The organism is Staphylococcus sp. HMSC062A01, from assembly GCF_001836805.1.
Taxonomy (GTDB): Bacteria; Bacillota; Bacilli; order Staphylococcales; family Staphylococcaceae; genus Staphylococcus; species Staphylococcus haemolyticus.
The window spans coordinates 1-20,023 of the sequence record NZ_KV830616.1 but is presented as its reverse complement, the minus strand read 5'-3'; the positions used below and the strand labels follow the sequence as shown (position 1 = coordinate 20,023).

22 protein-coding genes and 1 pseudogene are annotated in these 20,023 nt (G+C 33.6%); 8 read left to right on the top strand and 15 right to left on the bottom strand.

Features of this window, described 5'->3' with window-relative positions; all coding sequences use genetic code 11:
- Positions 1 to 161 precede the first annotated feature (161 nt).
- Both HMPREF2715_RS04225 and pta read right to left on the bottom strand, forming a co-directional pair.
- Entirely contained in the window at positions 162 to 1,004 is an 843-nt protein-coding gene (locus tag HMPREF2715_RS04225; protein ID WP_070581318.1) for a lipoate--protein ligase family protein, read from the bottom strand.
- Complete coding sequence (gene pta / locus HMPREF2715_RS04220) at positions 1,004 to 1,993, bottom strand: phosphate acetyltransferase (RefSeq protein WP_070839498.1); 990 nt, start codon at positions 1,991 to 1,993, stop codon at positions 1,004 to 1,006. The genes HMPREF2715_RS04225 and pta overlap by 1 nt, the downstream gene beginning before the upstream one ends.
- Before the next feature lie 170 nt (positions 1,994 to 2,163).
- On the opposite strand from pta, the gene hemQ reads away from it, so the two are divergent.
- The 3 genes from hemQ to HMPREF2715_RS04205 all read left to right on the top strand — a co-directional run bounded on the left by hemQ (position 2,164) and on the right by HMPREF2715_RS04205 (position 4,891).
- Positions 2,164 to 2,913 (top strand): hydrogen peroxide-dependent heme synthase, encoded by a 750-nt coding sequence (gene hemQ / locus HMPREF2715_RS04215; protein ID WP_011276660.1) that lies wholly within the window; start codon positions 2,164 to 2,166, stop codon positions 2,911 to 2,913.
- Positions 2,914 to 3,658: 745 nt separating this feature from the next.
- Positions 3,659 to 4,426: a threonine/serine exporter family protein gene (locus HMPREF2715_RS04210; RefSeq protein ID WP_053017129.1), complete on the top strand. Its 768-nt coding sequence runs from the start codon at positions 3,659 to 3,661 to the stop codon at positions 4,424 to 4,426.
- Between the two features lie 12 nt (positions 4,427 to 4,438).
- Positions 4,439 to 4,891: a threonine/serine exporter family protein gene (locus HMPREF2715_RS04205; protein ID WP_011276662.1), complete on the top strand. Its 453-nt coding sequence runs from the start codon at positions 4,439 to 4,441 to the stop codon at positions 4,889 to 4,891.
- A 70-nt stretch (positions 4,892 to 4,961) separates the two neighbouring features.
- Here the strand turns inward: HMPREF2715_RS04205 and HMPREF2715_RS04200 are convergent, their stop codons facing one another.
- The 4 genes from HMPREF2715_RS04200 to HMPREF2715_RS04185 all read right to left on the bottom strand — a co-directional run bounded on the left by HMPREF2715_RS04200 (position 4,962) and on the right by HMPREF2715_RS04185 (position 8,006).
- The gene (locus HMPREF2715_RS04200) at positions 4,962 to 6,440 is read right to left on the bottom strand and encodes an APC family permease (protein WP_070839495.1); all 1,479 of its coding nucleotides are present in this window, start codon (positions 6,438 to 6,440) and stop codon (positions 4,962 to 4,964) included.
- A gap of 126 nt (positions 6,441 to 6,566) precedes the next feature.
- Entirely contained in the window at positions 6,567 to 6,935 is a 369-nt protein-coding gene (locus HMPREF2715_RS04195) for a DUF423 domain-containing protein (protein WP_176746966.1), read from the bottom strand.
- Between the two features lie 27 nt (positions 6,936 to 6,962).
- Complete coding sequence (locus HMPREF2715_RS04190; protein ID WP_053022507.1) at positions 6,963 to 7,346, bottom strand: YwdI family protein; 384 nt, start codon at positions 7,344 to 7,346, stop codon at positions 6,963 to 6,965.
- Positions 7,347 to 8,006 carry a uracil-DNA glycosylase gene (locus HMPREF2715_RS04185; RefSeq protein ID WP_070839491.1) on the bottom strand — a complete coding sequence of 220 codons (660 nt, stop codon included), beginning with the start codon at positions 8,004 to 8,006 and terminating at the stop codon, positions 7,347 to 7,349.
- Positions 8,007 to 8,145: 139 nt separating this feature from the next.
- On the opposite strand from HMPREF2715_RS04185, the gene thiD reads away from it, so the two are divergent.
- On the top strand, positions 8,146 to 8,976 hold the full coding sequence (gene thiD / locus HMPREF2715_RS04180) for a bifunctional hydroxymethylpyrimidine kinase/phosphomethylpyrimidine kinase (protein WP_037552432.1): 831 nt from the start codon (positions 8,146 to 8,148) through the stop codon (positions 8,974 to 8,976).
- A gap of 250 nt (positions 8,977 to 9,226) precedes the next feature.
- Positions 9,227 to 9,397 (top strand): C1q-binding complement inhibitor VraX, encoded by a 171-nt coding sequence (gene vraX / locus HMPREF2715_RS12015; RefSeq protein WP_053022509.1) that lies wholly within the window; start codon positions 9,227 to 9,229, stop codon positions 9,395 to 9,397.
- 347 nt (positions 9,398 to 9,744) lie between these two features.
- Here the strand turns inward: vraX and HMPREF2715_RS04175 are convergent.
- The 7 genes and pseudogenes from HMPREF2715_RS04175 to hxlA all read right to left on the bottom strand — a co-directional run bounded on the left by HMPREF2715_RS04175 (position 9,745) and on the right by hxlA (position 15,829).
- Positions 9,745 to 11,142 (bottom strand): annotated as a pseudogene (locus HMPREF2715_RS04175) (MFS transporter).
- A 194-nt stretch (positions 11,143 to 11,336) separates the two neighbouring features.
- Positions 11,337 to 11,597, bottom strand: coding sequence for a hypothetical protein (locus HMPREF2715_RS04170; protein WP_070839489.1), 261 nt, complete (start codon positions 11,595 to 11,597; stop codon positions 11,337 to 11,339).
- The gene (locus tag HMPREF2715_RS04165) at positions 11,587 to 11,967 is read right to left on the bottom strand and encodes a hypothetical protein (protein ID WP_070839487.1); all 381 of its coding nucleotides are present in this window, start codon (positions 11,965 to 11,967) and stop codon (positions 11,587 to 11,589) included. The genes HMPREF2715_RS04170 and HMPREF2715_RS04165 overlap by 11 nt, the downstream gene beginning before the upstream one ends.
- Positions 11,936 to 13,081 carry an acetyl-CoA C-acyltransferase gene (locus tag HMPREF2715_RS04160; protein WP_070839485.1) on the bottom strand — a complete coding sequence of 382 codons (1,146 nt, stop codon included), beginning with the start codon at positions 13,079 to 13,081 and terminating at the stop codon, positions 11,936 to 11,938. Before HMPREF2715_RS04160 ends, HMPREF2715_RS04165 begins: the two co-directional genes overlap by 32 nt.
- On the bottom strand, positions 13,078 to 14,463 hold the full coding sequence (locus HMPREF2715_RS04155; RefSeq protein ID WP_070581325.1) for a long-chain fatty acid--CoA ligase: 1,386 nt from the start codon (positions 14,461 to 14,463) through the stop codon (positions 13,078 to 13,080). Before HMPREF2715_RS04155 ends, HMPREF2715_RS04160 begins: the two co-directional genes overlap by 4 nt.
- A gap of 182 nt (positions 14,464 to 14,645) precedes the next feature.
- Positions 14,646 to 15,194, bottom strand: coding sequence for a 6-phospho-3-hexuloisomerase (hxlB, locus tag HMPREF2715_RS04150; RefSeq protein WP_070839482.1), 549 nt, complete (start codon positions 15,192 to 15,194; stop codon positions 14,646 to 14,648).
- Positions 15,195 to 15,196: 2 nt separating this feature from the next.
- Entirely contained in the window at positions 15,197 to 15,829 is a 633-nt protein-coding gene (gene hxlA, locus HMPREF2715_RS04145) for a 3-hexulose-6-phosphate synthase (RefSeq protein ID WP_037552403.1), read from the bottom strand.
- A 269-nt stretch (positions 15,830 to 16,098) separates the two neighbouring features.
- On the opposite strand from hxlA, the gene HMPREF2715_RS04140 reads away from it, so the two are divergent.
- From HMPREF2715_RS04140 to folE2, 3 genes are read left to right on the top strand one after another with little or no spacing between them, the layout of a single operon-like run.
- Positions 16,099 to 16,461, top strand: a complete 363-nt coding sequence (locus HMPREF2715_RS04140) for a YojF family protein (protein ID WP_161772886.1) — start codon at positions 16,099 to 16,101, stop codon at positions 16,459 to 16,461.
- Between the two features lie 13 nt (positions 16,462 to 16,474).
- Complete coding sequence (bshB2, locus tag HMPREF2715_RS04135; RefSeq protein WP_053017978.1) at positions 16,475 to 17,140, top strand: bacillithiol biosynthesis deacetylase BshB2; 666 nt, start codon at positions 16,475 to 16,477, stop codon at positions 17,138 to 17,140.
- Positions 17,141 to 17,153: 13 nt separating this feature from the next.
- Positions 17,154 to 18,032 carry a GTP cyclohydrolase FolE2 gene (gene folE2, locus HMPREF2715_RS04130; protein ID WP_070839479.1) on the top strand — a complete coding sequence of 293 codons (879 nt, stop codon included), beginning with the start codon at positions 17,154 to 17,156 and terminating at the stop codon, positions 18,030 to 18,032.
- A gap of 52 nt (positions 18,033 to 18,084) precedes the next feature.
- On the opposite strand, the gene HMPREF2715_RS04125 is transcribed toward folE2, so the two are convergent.
- A complete protein-coding gene (locus HMPREF2715_RS04125; protein ID WP_070839477.1) occupies positions 18,085 to 19,701 on the bottom strand; it encodes a poly(glycerol-phosphate) alpha-glucosyltransferase in 1,617 nt (538 codons plus the stop codon).
- 113 nt (positions 19,702 to 19,814) lie between these two features.
- On the bottom strand, positions 19,815 to 20,023 hold a 209-nt coding region (locus HMPREF2715_RS11850; RefSeq protein ID WP_141757443.1), incomplete at its 5' end, for an LPXTG cell wall anchor domain-containing protein.

Sequence of the window (20,023 nt, the reverse complement as noted above, 5' to 3'; positions counted from 1 at the left end):
GCCTACCAGGCAAGGATGACTAGGTTTGAAAAAACGCTTGACTCAAGCGCATTTTCAAACCAGTCAGCTACTGACAACATGATAAAGTAGGCTGAGACATTTTATTTTGTCCCAGCCTCTTAAACTGTATCAAATTTTCAATTTTAAAAGTTGTTTCACGCTTAATCAGCTTCTATTGAACGATTCATCTTCTCATTACGATCTATCATCTTGTCGAAGTAACCCTCATAACGTGTCCATTCATCTTCAGTGATTGGATCCATATTCAGATTACCACCTAAATCTTTAATAGCGTGTAATAATTGGAACATCACATCTTGGACTTTAATCTCTCGACCAAACAACGTTTCCAGTGATGCCATACATTCAGGTTGTATATCTGGATATTTAAATTTAGTTACTTCGCCTTTAAGTGCATGTTCATAGAAGACACGCATCATTTCCGCGCGTTCTGAACCTGATCCTTCAACACAAAGATATATTTGTACTGCAATGCCACCACGTACACGACGTTGTGAAATGCCGGCAAACTTTTTACCATCAATGCTTAAATCAAATTTTCCTGGGCAATATGAGTGCTCAATCTCTCGTGTATCAATCTCTATATCTTCATTTTCAAACATCTTGCAAATCAATAAATACATTACTGTAAATGCTTCATCAATTGTCGTTTCCGTTTGACCTTTGAAAATAAGTGAGATATTTAATACTCCTTGATCTAACACGACACCGAGACCACCCGAATTCCTCACAATTGCGTTATAACCTATTTCATCAGTTAAATATTGAATACCATCTTTAAGAAATGGTAAACGCGAATCATGAATACCGAGAATAACGGTATGTTGGTGAATCCATGTTCTGACCACATTGCATGATAAATCTTTACCTACGCTTTCTGAAAACGTATCGTCAAAAGCAAATGATTGCATTGGCGCTAAACCGGACGAATGATCTACATAGCGCCAATCGATATCATTAAAGTATTTACTCGCTAAGTCCATTATTGTAATGTTTGAGCAGCTGTAATGATTGATAATTTATAAACGTCTTCAGTTGAGCAACCGCGTGATAAGTCGTTAACAGGTGAGTTTAAACCTTGTAATACAGGACCAACTGCGTCAAAACCACCTAAACGTTGAGCAATTTTGTATCCAATATTACCTGCTTCTAAACTTGGGAATACAAAGACATTTACATTACCTTGGATTTTAGCGCCTGGCGCTTTTTTTTCAGCTACTGAAGGTACAATAGCAGCATCAAATTGGAATTCACCATCAATTACAACGTCTGTTAAGCCTTCAGATTCTACTTTTTCTTGAGCTAATTTAACTGCATTTGCTACTTTATCAACATCGTCAGATTTAGCTGAACCTTTAGTTGAGAAGCTTAACATAGCAACACGTGGGTCCATGCCGAAGCTTTTAGCTGATTTCGCACTTTCAACTGCGATTTCTGCTAAATCAGATGATTCTAATGTTGGGTTAATTGCACAGTCACCGAATACATATTGTTGATCATCTTTAATCATAAAGAAGATACCAGAAGTTTTAGATACGCCTGGTTTCGTTTTAATGATTTGTAATGCAGGACGAACAGTATCACCAGTTGAATGTGCTGCACCACTTACTAACCCGTCAGCATGACCAGCGTAAACTAACATCGTTCCGAAATAGTTAACGTTATTTAATAATTCATCAGCTTGTTCTTCAGTTGCTTTACCTTTACGGCGTTCAACGAATGATTTAACTAATTCTGGTTTTAATTCGCTTGTAGATGGATTAATGATTTCGATGTCTGAAACATCTAATCCTTTATCTTTAGCTAATAAGATGATTTTGTCATAATCACCTAAAACTACAGGTGTTACATAGTCAGTTGCTTGTAATTGTGTAGCAGCTGTTAACACACGCTCATCTTCACCCTCAGGTAATACGATTTTGACATTTTTTCCTGAAAGTTTTTCTTGTAATACATCTAATAAACTAGACATAATGCCCTCCTAAATAATTTCATAATAATATTTTGCACTCTAATTATACTGTATTTATAGTGATATTTCCATTTCACTAATTTGTAATCATTTAAGTATGTTTACTAATTCTCTTTATGATAAAATTTAGTCTGTATTAAATAATAATCAATTTTGAAGGAGTGATACACATGAGTGAAGCAGCTGAAACATTAGATGGTTGGTACAGTCTTCATTTATTTTATGCTGTAGATTGGGCAACATTTAGACTAGTGCCTGAGGATGAACGTGAAGCTATGATCAATGAATTCAAGACATTCATTAACGATAAAGCTAGTGCTAGAGAACAACAAGCTGGCGACTATGCGCTATATAATATTACAGGTCAAAAAGCTGACATTTTATTATGGTACTTACGTCCAGAAATGAAAGAACTTAATGAAATTGAAAATGAACTCAATAAACTTCGTATTGCTGATTTCTTTATTCAAACATACTCATACGTGTCAGTGATTGAATTAGGTAATTACTTAGCAGGTAAGTCTGATGAAGATCCATATCAAAATCCACATGTTAGAGCGAGACTATATCCAGAATTACCTAGAACAGAGTATATTTGTTTCTATCCAATGGATAAACGTCGTAATGAGACTTATAACTGGTATATGTTACCAATGGAAGAACGTAAGAAATTAATGTATAACCATGGTATGATTGGTCGACAATATGCAGGTAAGATCAAACAATTCATCACAGGGTCAGTTGGTTTTGATGACTTTGAATGGGGCGTAACTTTATTCTCCGATGATGTACTACAATTCAAGAAAATTGTATACGAAATGCGTTTTGATGAGACAACTGCTAGATATGGAGAATTTGGTGGTTTCTATATTGGTCACATCTTAAAAACCGATGATTTCGAACACTTTTTTGCTATCTAAACTTGCTAGTATATAAATCTATTTTGTGATATTCATAACTTGTTCCCTTCTAAGCTTGCTTGAACATGGCTTTGGAGGGAACTTTTTATTTATAGAAATAAATTGATAATGGAACTCTAATGTATCTCTAACAAAGATGACGTGCCAAACTTTATAAATGCCCACAATATCTTATTTTGATAATAGTTTAATAAACGAATATTTAGGGAATAGCTATTAATCGCCACATTTAAATAGTTTTTTAAACAACGATAACCTGAGGCACTTACTATGCCTCAGGCTATTATAGTGTAGTATGTGTTTTGGGAGAACTTAATTACTACTCTGAACATTAACAACTATGAAAATATTGTCGCTACCCAATATTATTCATAAATTGCTAACTAATTATTATTTAACCAAATTGTAATATTTTGAAACATTATAAAATGAGTTTGTATATATTTTTTAAATGTATTGCAACATTATACTATAATGATTAATGTACACTCTTTTTAATTTTTTTAACATTTAATTGTTATAGTTTCTTCATTTTAAAGCGCGGATTTTCTAGTCATTTGTTATACACAAACATACTTAATGTGTGAGATTCTTTTTATAAGAGTGAATCAGAGCTTAGAAACTTTTAATATAAGCGTGCTTACTTCAATTAGCTACTTTAATTTTGTATCATAAACCTAAAAGACTTTTATATCTTAGACTCATTGACTATAATTATGAGTACATCTTAACGAATGGTGATGAAATGGATAATACACAAATACACGAAAATGCAGATGAAAAATTAATTAAAGACGTTGTCATGATGGCTGGACGCATATTATTGGAGTCCGGTGCTGAAGGTACACGTGTTGAAGATACAATGACACGTATTGCACGTAAATTAGGCTACTCTGAGAGTAACAGCTTTGTTACCAATACTGTTATTCAATTTACATTACATAATGAATCTTATCCTCGAATTTTTAGAATCAATTCACGTGATACGAATCTCATTAAAATTTCTCAAACAAATGAAATCTCACGCTTAATCACAAAAGGTGCAATTACACTAGAAGAAGCTAAATTAAAACTTGAGAATATATATGTTGCTAAACGTGATAGTAGTTTACTATTCAAGGGAATTGCTGCTGCCATTATTGCTATTAGTTTCCTATATTTACAGGATGGTAAACTTGTCGATGTTATCACTGCATTGTTAGCGGGTGGCTTAGGTTATCTTGTAGTTGAAATACTAGATAGACGTTTACATGCGCAATTTATTCCAGAATTTTTAGGGTCACTCGTTATTGGAATTATATCAGTACTTGGTCATTATTTATTACCCACAGGTGATCTTGCAACAATTATTATTGCCTCTGTAATGCCTATTGTTCCTGGAGTACTTATAACAAATGCCATTCAAGATCTATTTGGTGGACACATGCTTATGTTTACAACGAAGTCCTTAGAAGCACTCGTCACTGCTTTTGGTATTGGCGCTGGCGTTGGCTCAGTTTTAATCTTAGTTTAGGAGTGGGAATGAATGTTTTGGATATTAAACTTAATTTTTAGTTATACCGCTTCACTTTTTTTCTGTGTGATCTTCGATGCGCCTAGGAAACTCTATCTCTCTTGCGGATTTGTAGGAGCATGTGGTTGGATGGTTTACATTCTTTTTTATCAAGGTTTAAACACACATACGATCTACTCAAGTTTCTTCGGAAGTTTAGCGTTAGGTTTAATTAGTCACTATATGGCTCGTACAAAGAGAGAACCGGCAATTATCTTCATGGTACCTGGAATTATTCCTCTTGTACCTGGTGGTCTAGCGTTCGATGCTACTAAGAATTTAGTACTATTAGACTTTAGTAAAGCGATTAATACAATGCTTGAAGTAACACTCATTGCTGGCGCCATTGCGCTCGGCTTATTATTTGCAGACCAAATTTCTAAAATTATATTATCTGGTTTTGCAAGAACACGAAAAAGAATATAACATCATTTATACTATTGTTGATATTAGAAAAGCGCGTGGCTCCCTAGAGCCCGCGCTTTTTAAAGTTAAATTATTTATAAGTATCATCTACCATATCTTCGACTTCTTTTTCAGAACGATTTAAAATTAATCGACTTAATTCATCACTATCCATTCGCTTCAATTTAGGATAACGGATAACGAAGAAAATCAGTCCAATTACTAACCATCCACCTAAGGCAATATATGACGGCATTGAGAGCGATGCTGGTGATCCAGGCACTAACAATAACAGAAGGAAAATAAATGATACAATCGAACCAAAAATGGCAAATGTCTTATAAACAGGTCCGTACGTATTACTTTCTTTATTAAAACTGAACAACTTAGCTGCAGATAAACATGTAATAAAATAAGCAATTGATACGCCAGTTGACGACATATCAACAATCCATGTTAATGCAGTACGACCTAACCAAGGTGCGATTAATGTAACAGCTACTAAAAAGATAATCGCTACATATGGTGTCTTATATTTAGAATGCAATTTACTAAAAGCTGTTGGCATAATGCCTGAACGCCCCATTGAGAATAACAATCGACTTGCACTCATTAAAAATCCATTTAAACCTGTAAATATACCCATGATAATCGCTATAGCTAATATACCTAAACCAATATAACCAAATGCTGACTGTGTTTCAGCACCTGTTACCCATAAGTTACCATTTAAACTTGCATTATTAGTACTTAACCAACCTGTGTATAAAATCATTACGACATACGTCAGTGACGCTGCCAACAAACTATACACTATCAATTTAAATGTCTTATTAGGTGAAAAGTTAAATTCTTCTGCAGTTTGAGGAATGTTGTCAAAGCCAACATACGCCCAAGGCGCTACTGCCACAATCATAATTATAGATGTGAACCAACCTGATTTAGGATTAGCTAATGGTTGTAAATTCTCAAATGCAAAATTATTTCCAAAGAACGAACCGAAAAACATAAGCAACACAACAATAACCATAGCTACGCAAAAGTAATATTGCAATGAACCTGATACACTTGCACCACGGATTGCTACTAGCATAAAGACAAGCAATAACACAGTGGCAATAATGATTTCAGTTATGTAAACGTCCCATCCTGCAATCGTGTATAACTTCCCATTATTCAACAAATCTGGAAATAGAAATTTTACTAATAAACTAAATGCCGTTGCATTAAGTGCAACAACACATACATACCCAAATGTTAAAAACCATGATGAGAAGAAACTAACGTATCTACCAAAACTTAAGTAACTAAATGCAAAGGCGCCACCTGAAACTGGAAATTTTTCTATCAAGGCCCCATAACTTACTGCAATGAGTATCATTAATAATGCACCAATTACGATACCTATAGAAGCAGCAATTGGACCAGATTGCTTAATCCAATCTCCAGGTAAAATAAAAGCACCCCAACCTATACATGAGCCATAAGCAATAGCCCAAACAAACTTTTCAGAGAGGTTCTGTTTCAAATCGCCTCTATCTATATCCTGATTTTTATTATTTTTACTCATAAAATAAACTCACCTCAAGTATGCTATATACCCAAAAGGTGAGTTGTTTAATCTATACTATTGACACAATATAAGTGCTTTACAATTTTAAATAAAACTAATAAATTTGATAAATTATGTTAAATTTTATCCTACTAATTTAAATGTAGAGATAATAAGCATTAACCAACCCGCGATGAATAATACACCACCAATTGGCGTAATCGCTCCTAAGATACGGATTTGTGTTAAAGCTAATATATATAACGAACCACTAAAAAACACCACACCTAGGAAGAGGAGCCAACCTGCCCAATTCACATTAATAGATGTTGTACCACTAATAACACCAATAATGATTAATCCTAATCCATGGTACATTTGATAATTCACTGCTTTTTCCCATACTGACATATATTTGTCCGATAATTTACCTTCAAGACCATGTGCACCAAATGCCCCAGTACCAACTGACATCATTGTACATAGCGCACCTAGTATTATAAATAATTTCATCATATACATTCATTCTCCTCATTCAGTTTAAAAATCAAATATTGATTCTCCATTACCAATTTCATCATCCGTTACCATTGTATTAGATGGCAAACTATTATTCTGTGACGATTTCATTGAATCTGGAACTTTTCCACCCATCGCCTCAATTTCTGCAGCAGTCACTTTGGATTTACCTTGTGACGATGATGTGTTTGAACTTTGATTTACTTTTGATAATGACGTAGCCACAGTATTTGTAAAATCCTGACCTTGTGATTTTGATGACGCTGTCTTACTTACGTCATTAGCATATATCGATGTTAATGTATGAATCGCATACATATGTTTTTCGAATTGTTGCTCGTTAGTAGCTTCATCAGCTTGCACTAATTCATGTTCAATTAATTGAATCACTTGCGCTCTATTCATTTAAGCCTCCCCATTCTCGCACCAATTGATAGGTGATTTACCTTTAGATACTAAATAATCATTAGTTTTTGAATATGGTTTAGAACCAAAGAACCCACGATAAGCCGATAACGGACTTGGATGTGGCGATTTAATAATATAGTGTTTTGATGTATCAATTAATTTAATTTTCTGTTGTGCAGGCTTGCCCCATAATATGAATACAACATCATCACGATGTTTCGAAATAGCTTGGATCACTTCATCTGTAAATGTTTCCCATCCAATATCCTTATGCGAGTGTGCTTGTCCTTGTCGAACTGTCAGAACAGTATTTAATAACAAGACACCTTCACGAGCCCAATCTTGTAAATGTGGTGATGTCCGATGACACCCGATATCATCTTCCAATTCCTGATACATATTTCTCAAAGAAGGTGGGAATTTAGCATTAGGTTGCACAGAAAACGCTAAACCATGAGCTTGATTCGGTCCATGATAAGGGTCTTGACCTAATATAACCACTTTCACATCTTCAAAAGGTGTTAAATCAAAGGCTTGATAAATATTGTCTCTATCTGGATAAATGGTTTGTGTTGTATATTCTTTTTCTAAAAAATCGTGCATCTCTTTGAAATCGTGTCGTTCCGTAATATCATGAAATATTTCTGACCATTCCATCATTTTCACCTCAAGCCATATTTTAACATAATGCTAACCTAATCAGTTATTGATTTTATCCATTACTTCAAGCTAGCACGTAGTCTGATAAACGTGATATTATAAGACATAGATTAGAAATTGTCGGGAGTGAATTTACATGGCTTTAAAAAAAGTATTAACAATTGCAGGTTCAGATACAAGTGCGGGAGCTGGTATGCAAGCTGACCTTAAAACTTTCCAAGAATTAGACACATACGGCATGGTCGCTTTAACAGCTGTTGTAACAATGGATAAGGAAACTTGGTCTCATGATGTGACACCACTTCCTATGGATTTATTTGAAAAGCAACTTGAAACAGCGATTTCAATTGGTCCAGATGCTGTTAAAACTGGCATGCTAGGTACTCAAGAAATCATTAAACGTGCTGGAGAAGCATTTGAAGAGTCAGGCGCACAATATTTCGTAGTAGATCCTGTTATGGTATGTAAGGGTGAAGATGAAGTACTTAACCCAGGAAATACTGATGCAATGATTGAATATTTATTACCAAAAGCAACTGTTGTGACACCTAACTTGTTTGAAGCAGGCCAACTTTCTGGTTTAGGTAAATTAACTTCAATCGAAAACATGAAGAAAGCAGCAGACATCATCTTTAATCAAGGCGCTCAAAACGTCATTATTAAAGGTGGTAAAGCGTTAGATCAAGATAAATCTTACGACTTATACTATGACGGTAATACGTTCTACCAATTAACAACAGATATGTTCCAACAAAGCTACAACCACGGTGCCGGTTGTACATTCGCAGCCGCTACAACAGCATACTTAGCTAATGGTAAATCACCTAAAGAAGCTGTTATTAGTGCCAAAGCATTTGTTGCTTCAGCAATTAAAAATGGCTGGAAAATGAATGACTTCGTAGGTCCAGTAGATCATGGTGCCTATAATCGTGTTGAACACATCGATGTAGACGTAACAGAAGTTTAATAGTAAACACTTAATTTTTATAAACTCAAACTAACCTCCTCAATAAAGTCTTTATTAAGACCATTCATTGAGGAGCTATTTTATTTAAGTCATTCACATTAATTTAGGCTTATTATAAATTCTAGGTATTAAGTCGTAGAAAGTGATAGGCTATACGTTGTATTCAAAGTTGGTACCTTGGACTCATGTTTTTATTTTAAAATTACTTTACTATATTAAGTGTAGAGAGACAAAGGAGGAATTACACATCATGATTATCTACAAGCAAAATATAGAGAATGGTATCCCAATGTACGAAATCATTACGAAAACCTTCAAGACAATTACGGTAAAATTTGATAAAACGTTTAACAAGAATGAAATTTATAAATTGCTCTCTCTACTAGAAAATGACCTTGATAACATGAAACTAAGTTATTAAGTCATTTGTACAACACGAAGTACAGTAAAAGTGTTTTCCAAATTGAGAATTCAAACAGATGAATTATTCCCAAAATTGATTTAAAGTTCTTATGCCCCCCTGATACTATAAGTAACTTTATAAGTCATTAATCATTCCAAAACTCACCTTATTTAAATAGCGTCGATGTTAGACGAGGATTGTCCCCCCTCGTATGCTTAGAGAGTAACTTTAAGCTTTGCTAACATTGACGCTATATTTTTACGTCGCTAATTATTTATAGTACTTCTATTTAAAGTTAAATGAATTAAAAAACGCATTGATGCGAACGTGCATCAATGTGTTTAATTGATAATTATTATGCGTTTTTATTTTTTCTTAACTTTAATCCACCATAATGCTTTTTTTAGGATTTGATTCATAAAATTCTAAATCCTTTTTATTGTCAACATTAGGATAAGAACTTTAAGTGATTTGCCTGCTGTACTTACATGCAGTACCGCAATCACAATAAAGCCTATAATACTAATAGCAGTTAAATAATACGCTGGTGCGTAAATGTTACCAGTTGATTCAACTAACCATGAGTTAACTAACGGTGTTGTACCACCAAATAGTGAAACCGAAATATTAAATGTAACTGCTAATGTACGATATCTAATATGTGTAAAGAACATTGTTGGTAATGAACTAGGCATTGTTGCTTCGTAGGTTGATAAGAAGAAACCTAAAATAAACACACCAAGTATAATGAATGGTAATGATTTTGTATTGAGTAAACTAAATGCCACAATACTTAATAGTGTAAGACCACCAGTACCAATCAAGAATACTTTCTTCTCACCAATTTTATCCGCTAATTTACCGAAGAATAATGCTAACGGAATCATTACTGCCATAACACATGTAATTAACACACTTGTAGTTGTTTCATCAATTTTAACAATTTGTCCTAAGTATGTTGGTAAATAAGCAGTAACTGTATAGTTAGTTACATTGAAGAATACAACTGCTACGAAACATACTAAGATATCTTTAAAGTAATAACGAATAATTGTAAAGAATCCTATGTTATCACGTGCTGGTGTTTCTACATCATTTTCATAGATTGGAGATTCTTCAAGTTTACGACGTAAATAAAGTCCAAATAAACCAAGGAATAAACCTAATATAAATGGAATTCTCCAACCCCACGCTTCCATTTGTGCATCACTTAAGAAGAAACTTAATAATGCGATCATAATTGAAGTTGCGATATAACCCGATAAAGTTCCAATTTCAAGACCACTACCTAAACTATTACGCTTCTTATCTGGTGAAATTTCAGCAATATATGTCATTGCTCCAGCATATTCACCACCAGTAGAAAATCCCTGTAATATTCTAGCGAGCAGTAAGAGCGCTGGTGCCTATAATCCTATCATATCGTAGTTTGGTAAAACACCTATCGTTAATGTTGATAGAGCCATTAAAATAATAGTCGTCGTCAATACAACTTTACGACCGTACTTATCACCAATGATTCCAAACACTATCCCACCTATTGGTCGTAATAGTAAGGCAATTGCTAATGCTGCAAATGTAAATATTTGTTAAATCTGTGGGTTTTGTACTGGCGAAAAGAAATTCGCTCCGATATATGCCGTAGTGTACGCATAGACACCAAAGTCGAACCATTCCATGGCGTTACCAATACCCATGGCAAATACAGTTTTCTTCGCTGTTTGCCCATTGACCATGTTAATTCTATCTTTTTTAAAATCCATGACCTGTAACACTCCTTCTATTTATGTTACATAATTATACGGACCTAATGAATGTTGTCAAATTACTAAAAATTATATAAATTTCAAAAAATACAATATTATTCATTTTACAGAATTTAACAACCTTCTTTTGTACACGCTTACACAATTTTAATAAAAACAATAAAAGCTATAATTAAAAATTAATAATTTTATCAATTTCTAATTATAACTAGTTTTACCTCATTAGCTTTATTCGAAACAATAATCCGTTCGTTTTCAACCACTTCAAAATCTATTAATTCATTGATATCAGTGGTTTGAACATACTTAATTTTATAGCTAGACCATTGATCATCCATCATAGAAAATACCTTTTCAACAATTAATTGTCCCGGAACGATATACTCATGAATTGGATTTTCGTCAGCTACAATTGCTAAATACTGTTCTACTATTTTCCTATTAAAAACCATATATTCCATCCTCAGAAATAAACGTTTGTTCGACAACCATACATGTTTTATTATTTTTATTAATTTCCAATTTAAAAATAAAACGGTCAAATTGCTTTACTTTTTCAGATTTTTTATGCGTTAAATATGCACAATATTGTATGTCGATTTCTAAATTTTCAAACATTTCAACATTAGTACGTACTAATCGTATTGCTTCACCTTTAAAGATTTGAAACATTTTAAATTTAGGCCATAACTTTGCACACATTAGCGGTGGTACTGTGCCGTCATATTCCTTCCCTATTACACTACAATAAATTCGGACATCCTCGGAATGAAACTTAAACTCTCTTGTTTCATTGGCGCCACTTTTCAAAGAGTACTGCATTTCCCATACCTCCTCCTATACCCATCGTAGCAATTCCATATTGCCAATTAGGTAAGTTTAATAATCTAGCAACTAATGCCGCGCCACTAGCACTATATGGATGTCCAGTAGCAATCGCACCTCCCCATTGATTTACCTTGTCCAAACCTAAATGCAACTCATTTATAGATGCCAGCACTTGAGAACTAAATGCTTCATTCAGTTCAATGGCTGATATATCTTCAATATTTAATTTCTGCCTTTTCAATAATTGAGAAACTGCGGGTACTGGACCTATCCCTAATAAGGTTGGATCCACACCTGTTGTAACAGCATCTCTATACAACATTCCCCATTTAATCCCCATTGCCACAGCCATTTCCTTTTCCATAATTAAAGCTATTCCGGCGCCATCATTCTTCATGCAACTATTACCAACTGTAACTGTACCATTTGGTAATATTGGACGTAATCTGTGCAAACGCGCCTCAGTCAGATTTGGCTTTAAACTTTCATCCCTATCAAACAACGCCCCTTTAATTGTAAGAGGAACAATCTCACGATTAATATCACCATTATTAAAATGCGTTGCCACTAACCGATGACTACGTGCTGCAAATAAGTCTTGATCATTACGAGATATATTATAATGTTGCGCGACATTCTCAGCTGCTTCTATCATGCTTGGATCTTGACCTTCAGGTGCAAATGATGCACGCTCAAAAAATTGTGGTAATTGCATTTCATAGACAGATTGAGGACGCTTAATTTTCCATGGTGCACGACTTGTACTCTCTACGCCACCAGCAATGAACACTTTCCCAGCCGCACATTGCACCATTCGACACGCATAAATGATACTTTCTAAACCCGAACCACATTGACGGTCTAAAGTTATGCCAGGAATTCGATGATTTAACCCGGCTTCTAGTAACGACTTTCTCGCAACATTACCACCATTCCCTACAACATTACCTAATACAACATCATCCACTTGATCCATTACTTCAGGAAATGTTTGCTTCAAATTTTGAAAAAGTGGTAACAACAGCGCTTCAGGTTCTAAATGTCTTAACGCACCACCATATTTACCAAACGGTGTTCTTTTAGCCCATATTACAACTGCTTCTTTCATACTTTAAACGCTCCCTCTAAATATAATGTTTGAACAGTGTTACGTGCTACTTTGCCACTATTGGTAAATGGCAAATCTTTTACCCTTACAAGCTTTGAAGGAATTTCATATCTTGATAACGTTTGTCGTAAATACCGTCTCAATGTCGTATAATCAAGTTCTTGATTTCCTACATAAATTAATACTGCAATTTCTCCAAATCGTCTATGTGGCTCACCAACGACAACCGCTTCTTCAATTCCATCTAATGATTTCACTTGCTGTTCTATTACATTAGGATATATATTTTTACCCCCAATAATAAGTCGGTCACTTTTACGACTTACTAAATAAAGTTGATTATTTTGTATGTATGCATAATCTCCGGTTTCAATCCAGCTATGAGGTTGCACCACTTCAACATCGACATACCCTGAATAAATCATATTACTTTGAACCTTCAATAAACCTATTTTCCGATTATCTTGCGCTTCAAGTTTAATTGAAACATTAGGAAATACTTGACCAACAGAGTTAGTTGGTGATGTCTGATTAAAGTTATACGTAATAAAACTTGCTTCAGATGTTCCAAAAAATTCAATTATATTTGCGTTTTTAAATTGTTGGGACACGGTTTTAAACAATGATTCTGACAGTTTCGCACCACTACAAAATATAGATTTAATGTGTGTGATAGTCGTATCTACATTCAATAATTGATGCAACATGGTTGGTACAAGAAAAAGTGCGATATTAGAATGTTGTTCATTTAATATGGAAATGAATCGTTTTGCATCAAATTGTCGTTGTCCAATGAAAGTTCTACCTGAATATAATGCGAAAATACATGTATATAACGATAACGAATGTGCGAGTGGACCTGGTGCAGCGAGAGCTTTTTCATAGTTATATATAAGTTTTTCATTTTCAACATAAGATGCAATCCATGAATGTTCGTTACGATAATAAGCTTTAGGTAAGCCGGTAGTGCCAGATGTATATCCAATATGTAACAAGTCATCCACTTTTAATTGCTCACTTATATATTTATCATATGTACCAAATGATGTTGTACGTTTAAACTTTCCAACAGCAGTCGTTATATATTCAATATGATAATTTTCTATAAGTTTATCAATAGTATCGCGTGACCATTTGTTATCTAAAAAACATGGAACTCCATCCATCATTAAAATAACAAAATAATTTGTTATATTTACTATTGGAGAGTCACTTAATAGTGCCACTCTACTTCCAAGCTTAAATTTTGGTGAATTCAAAGTGCAATCACATATTTTTTGGTATAAACTCTCATAATTTACAATTTCATCATCGATTTGCAGTGCTATGGATTGAGGCTGAACCTTAGCGTAATATTCAAGTCGCTTTATGATTTCTAGCATGATATGACCTCTTCCGTACTTAAATGTTAACTTCATTTTATATTATGTTAACATTATTTTTAATATAACTCACTTGCTATTACATTAAGAATTTTCCATAAAAGCGATATGTCATTTATTAATCTATTAAAAAATCCAATCGATGCCTTTTAAGGGAATCGATTGGATTAAATAAATACTATTTATTCTAAATTTGCATGATTATTTTGCATTTCTTCTTCACTTATAACAAATGTTTCCATTAAGCCCAGAACCACGCTATCTAAGAACAATAATGATGATTGTTCAAATAAGCTTCCTAATGGTTGTTCAGACCCTTCAACATTGTGTTTTGTGCCAGCTGGTAACTCAATTACTGTTTCAGCTAACTCACCAATTGGAGAATCAGGGCTGGTTGTTAATAATACAACTTTAGCACCTAATGATTGTGCTTTTTCAGCTAATAAGCGTAAATGTTCAGTTGAACCCGAACCAGATAAAATAACAAATAAATTGTGTTCTTTAATAGAAGGTGTGGTTGATTCACCTACTACAAATGCTTCTTTACCAAGTTGATTAAGTCGCATAGCAAAACTATTTGCCATAAATCCTGAACGGCCCTTACCTGCAGTGAAGATTCTTTGCGCACCATTTACATCATTTGCAAAGCGGTCATATTGTTCATCTTGAACATGAGATAACGTATGATCTAATTCTTCAAGAATTAATTTGTAATTAGTAAATTGAGACATAATTACTTACCTTCAATCGCGTCACGACATTGTTTAGCAGCTTCGACTGGATCATCAGCATTAGCAATACCGCCACCAACGATAACTAAGTCAGGTTGTTCTGCAACAATATCTTTAATTGTATCTGGTTTAATACCACCAGCTACAGCAACTTTAGAATTCTTAATGACAGATTTAACAGTACGTAAACTGTCTAATGGAGATTGACCTTCTGCTTGTAAGTCATATCCAGTGTGTACTGCAATATAGTCAGCACCCATTTCATCTAATTCTTTTGCACGTTTTTCTAAATCTTGTACCGCAATCATATCAACTAATAATTGTTTATCATGTTTATGTGCTTCCTCAACTGCCGCTTTAATTGAAGCGTCTTCAGCCACACCTAAGATTGTTACAACATCTGCACCAAATTTAATTGCTTGGCTTACTTCATAGTCTGCTGCGTCCATAATTTTAAGGTCAGCTAATACTTTAGCGTTGTTAATATTTTCATCTAAATGTTGAACTGCTGGTAAACCTTCGTTGATTACGATTGGCGTACCAATTTCTACGATATCTACATATTCCTCAACTTTTTTAGCTAATTCTGCTGCTTCTTCTTTGTTTAATAAATCGATTGCTAATTGTAATTCCAATGCAAACATCCTTTCATTACTAAAGTGATATATCTTCAGTTCTTATATTATCTTTCACATTCATTAGTCTACCCGTCTTATAAATTTTTAAACAATACTCCTAAACCTAACAATTTACTCACTAATCTCATATAATACTTACAGTAAATCAACTCTTTAAAGATATAATTACCACTTTTTCTAAATAAATTGAGCAGAGATGTACAATTAGTCTCTTCTTTTTAGTAAAATAAATAGATAAACATATTGTATGGTTGCAAGGAGTGAAAGTGTTGGAACTCATTAACGCTGAAGAAGTACAACAATTATTAACATCATTCGAAAATAAACCTGTATACCTACACGTTGAAACGACTAATGGTGCATATGCAAATCATTTCGATCAACGTGTCTTTAATGCGGGTACATTTTTAAGAAATATACAAGTCACATATGAACATGCACAACTTAAAGGTGGAGAGAAAGACCCCTATAGAGTAGGTTTAAAACTTCGTGACGGAGGTTGGGTCTATGTTCAAGGACTAACGCATTACGAAATCAATAACAACAACGAATTTTTAATCGCAGGATTTAACTATGAAGGACAATTGGCTGCCACAATTGAGATTAGTGAAAAGCCATTTACAGTATAGAGGAGGTTTATTCATGAAAGATGAAAGACACGTGTTAATGATATTCCCACACCCTGATGATGAAACCTTCTCATCAGCTGGAACGATTGCAAGTTATATTGATAACGGCATTCCTGTCACTTATGCATGCCTAACATTAGGACAAATGGGACGTAATTTAGGTAATCCTCCTTTTGCAACTCGAGAATCACTACCTGATATACGTGAACGTGAATTAGAAGAAGCAATGAAGATTATTGGCATCACCGATTTACGTAAAATGGGATTACGTGATAAAACTGTTGAATTTGAGCCTCATGAACAAATGGATGACATGGTTAAAAAGTTGATTGAAGAAACAAATCCATCAGTGATTATTTCTTTCTATCCTAAATTTGCTGTTCATCCCGACCATGAAGCAACAGCCGAAGCTGTAGTAAGAACCGTAGGACGTATGCCTGAAGAAGCACGACCACGTTTACAACTTGTAGCGTTTAGTAATGATGCACCAGAAATACTAGGCGAACCAGATATATTAAACGACATTCGTGCATATCGAGATCTTAAATTGAAAGCTTTCGAAGCACATGCATCTCAAACTGGTCCATTTTTAAAACAATTAGCGAGTCCAGAAGTCGGTGGCGAAACACAAAGTTTCTTAGACGTTGAACCATATTGGACATATCATTTTGAATCTTAAGGGGAGGTAAACAATGACTGAATTTGATTTATCCACACGTGAGGGTCGTTGGAAACACTTTGGCTCAGTTGACCCAATCGAAGGTACAAAACCAACAACTAAAAATGAAATGACTGACTTACAAAGTACACATAAAAATTTCTTATTTGAAATCGAAGAAGTCGGCATTAAAAATTTAATTTACCCCGTTAATATTGATCGTTTCCAAACGGCGGGACAATTTAGCTTTTCAACGAGCTTAAATCAAGATGAAAAAGGCATTAACATGAGCCGTATTCTAGAAAGCGTAGAAAAACATTACAGCAATGGTTTAGAGTTGAATTTCGATACACTATATCAAGTATTACGTACATTACAAACAAACATGAAACAGAACTCAGCAGGTGTTGATGTTTCGGGTAAATGGTTCTTTGATCGCTTTAGTCCAGTAACGAACATTAAAGCAGTAGGCAATGCCGATGTCACTTACGGATTAGCCATTGAACAAGACCAAATTACACGTAAAGAAATTACAATTGAAGCAACTGTAACAACACTATGCCCATGTTCTAAAGAAATCAGTGAATATTCAGCCCACAACCAACGTGGTGTAGTTACAGTTAAAGTTTATTTAGATAAAAACAACCAGGTTGTTGATGATTATAAAGATAAAATTCTAGATGCTATGGAAGCAAATGCAAGTTCTATTCTTTACCCAATTTTGAAACGTCCAGATGAAAAACGTGTTACAGAACGCGCTTATGAAAATCCACGATTCGTCGAAGATTTAATTCGTCTTATCGCTGCTGACTTGGTAGAATTTGATTGGATAGATGGTTTTGACATTGAATGTCGTAACGAAGAATCTATTCACCAACATGATGCTTTCGCAAGACTAAAATATAGAAAATAAATAATACCTCCTATATTTAGTGAACTCATACACTAAATATAGGGGGTATATTTTATTTTTTTAAAGCTTTTTGAAATTGCACATAACCTGAAACATAATGTTCAATGTCATCAATTCTGACTCGATATCCATGATGTTTGATAAAGAAACTACCCAGAATACGACTTGGATTTTTAAAATACATTGCTACTTCTGGATAGAAAAATCCAACACGTTGATAATCTGCTCTAATATTAATTACATCTATCAAATATTGTTCGTCTATCAAATTGTTTACCAATTCATCGCGACCCGTATCTTTCGCTTTTTGAACTAATCGATATGTGGCCATTAACATTTCTAAGAATGTTGGAAATGTTGTTTCACGATTTTTAATATAATCTAAGTAACTATTCACATTTTTGATTCCAAATTCAAAATATTTGTCTTGTGGATTAATTTGAACTAATTCATTCGTACAATATCCTAACCAATGATCATGATATTGCCAATATTTCTTCTCAATGAAACGATCCATCAAATTTTCTACAGTTTTTAGCCATAGTTCATTTTCATCCTTTTGATACAATCTCAATAAAGCAAGCGCTGCTTCACCATCGTAATAAATAATTCTGAACTTCTCTTTTACGCTTAAATCAGGATAATTCAATAAATGAGTTGTCTCATATGTATCTTCATCTATCATTGAAAGAATACCTTTAGCTACTTTCTGAGCTGACTCAAGAAATTTAGGATTATCTTCATGCTTTAAATATTCACAAACTGCGAATATAAATGAAGCATTTTGTCCTAATTTGATTTCATTTGCTCCTTCTGTATCATCAAAGATATAAGCTTTATCATCAACCTCTAACAGTTGATTTGAAATGACATAATCAATTGCTTTTTCAACAGGTTGTAAGCTTTTACCTAAATAAGACAGACCCTCAATTAAGGCATAAGTAGAAGAAGAGTGTCTTAAAATATTGTAGAATCCTATTTCATTATCAAAATGAGGAAAATATCCATAAATATATTTACCATTATCTAACAACATATTTTGTAAGAAATTAGTACTACTTTCAATTAATTGATCAATTTCATTATTTAAATCATTTACTTTTCTTAAACCTTTTTTATAGCCTTCGCTATATAGTTCATGTACTTCTTCATCACCTATAAAGAAACCTTGTGTATAGAATTTAATAACTTCTTTTTCATTATAGAAATCACTAGAAAATGCCTTTTTATTTGTAGTATATTTACGTAAATAATTATTGATGTTTTTTTCCGAAAGAAATAACTCTTTAGTAGTATTATCTGGTCGAACAAAAGCATTCGCGTTAATTTCTTCAGGTAATACTGCAAAATTCCATTGACTATCAAATGCTATACCAAAATCTACATAATTTCTTCTTGTATTGATCAGTGTTTTTTTTAATTCTTTAAATAATATTTTTTCAGTCGACGTTACAATATCTAATTTAATCCACTCAGGAAATTCCCCTGATTTCTTTTTAAATTTTAGTGCCAATTTTGAAATATCTTGTTTAAGATAGTTGGTTTTTTTGATTAATTTAACTTGTGCTTTGATGTTAGGTTTACCCAAACTTAAAAAAACATAATTATTAATTTCATTTTTATTATTTACTTCGGTTAATAATTTTTCTAATTTATATTCAAAATCCATATTTTTCTCCTTATATATTCTATTTCGATCAATCTATATCATAGTATTGAAAATAAAACCAGGCCATGGAGGCCTGGTTTTAAATTTCATTGTGTAAATATGAAGTTTATCTATTATTTTTCTTCATTATTTTTGTTTTTACGACGTCTGCCAACTAAGAATAATCCTCCAAGCGCAGCGAATAATGAACCAAATAATGTACCATTATTTTCATTACCAGTATCAGGCAATTCTTTATTATTTACTTTGTCATTATGATCTTTGTCTGCGTCAGCATCTGAATCTGCATCTGCGTCTGCATCTGCATCTGAGTCTGCATCTG

Coding starts and splice junctions, on each gene's coding strand:
- HMPREF2715_RS04225 (WP_070581318.1), bottom strand. CDS start 1,004: ATGGACTTAGCGAGTAAATACTTTAATGATATCGATTGGCGCTATGTA.
- pta (WP_070839498.1), bottom strand. CDS start 1,993: ATGTCTAGTTTATTAGATGTATTACAAGAAAAACTTTCAGGAAAAAAT.
- hemQ (WP_011276660.1), top strand. CDS start 2,164: ATGAGTGAAGCAGCTGAAACATTAGATGGTTGGTACAGTCTTCATTTA.
- HMPREF2715_RS04210 (WP_053017129.1), top strand. CDS start 3,659: ATGGATAATACACAAATACACGAAAATGCAGATGAAAAATTAATTAAA.
- HMPREF2715_RS04205 (WP_011276662.1), top strand. CDS start 4,439: ATGTTTTGGATATTAAACTTAATTTTTAGTTATACCGCTTCACTTTTT.
- HMPREF2715_RS04200 (WP_070839495.1), bottom strand. CDS start 6,440: ATGAGTAAAAATAATAAAAATCAGGATATAGATAGAGGCGATTTGAAA.
- HMPREF2715_RS04195 (WP_176746966.1), bottom strand. CDS start 6,935: ATGAAATTATTTATAATACTAGGTGCGCTATGTACAATGATGTCAGTT.
- HMPREF2715_RS04190 (WP_053022507.1), bottom strand. CDS start 7,346: ATGAATAGAGCGCAAGTGATTCAATTAATTGAACATGAATTAGTGCAA.
- HMPREF2715_RS04185 (WP_070839491.1), bottom strand. CDS start 8,006: ATGGAATGGTCAGAAATATTTCATGATATTACGGAACGACACGATTTC.
- thiD (WP_037552432.1), top strand. CDS start 8,146: ATGGCTTTAAAAAAAGTATTAACAATTGCAGGTTCAGATACAAGTGCG.
- vraX (WP_053022509.1), top strand. CDS start 9,227: ATGATTATCTACAAGCAAAATATAGAGAATGGTATCCCAATGTACGAA.
- HMPREF2715_RS04170 (WP_070839489.1), bottom strand. CDS start 11,597: ATGGTTTTTAATAGGAAAATAGTAGAACAGTATTTAGCAATTGTAGCT.
- HMPREF2715_RS04165 (WP_070839487.1), bottom strand. CDS start 11,967: ATGCAGTACTCTTTGAAAAGTGGCGCCAATGAAACAAGAGAGTTTAAG.
- HMPREF2715_RS04160 (WP_070839485.1), bottom strand. CDS start 13,081: ATGAAAGAAGCAGTTGTAATATGGGCTAAAAGAACACCGTTTGGTAAA.
- HMPREF2715_RS04155 (WP_070581325.1), bottom strand. CDS start 14,463: ATGCTAGAAATCATAAAGCGACTTGAATATTACGCTAAGGTTCAGCCT.
- hxlB (WP_070839482.1), bottom strand. CDS start 15,194: ATGTCTCAATTTACTAATTACAAATTAATTCTTGAAGAATTAGATCAT.
- bshB2 (WP_053017978.1), top strand. CDS start 16,475: ATGAAAGATGAAAGACACGTGTTAATGATATTCCCACACCCTGATGAT.
- folE2 (WP_070839479.1), top strand. CDS start 17,154: ATGACTGAATTTGATTTATCCACACGTGAGGGTCGTTGGAAACACTTT.
- HMPREF2715_RS04125 (WP_070839477.1), bottom strand. CDS start 19,701: ATGGATTTTGAATATAAATTAGAAAAATTATTAACCGAAGTAAATAAT.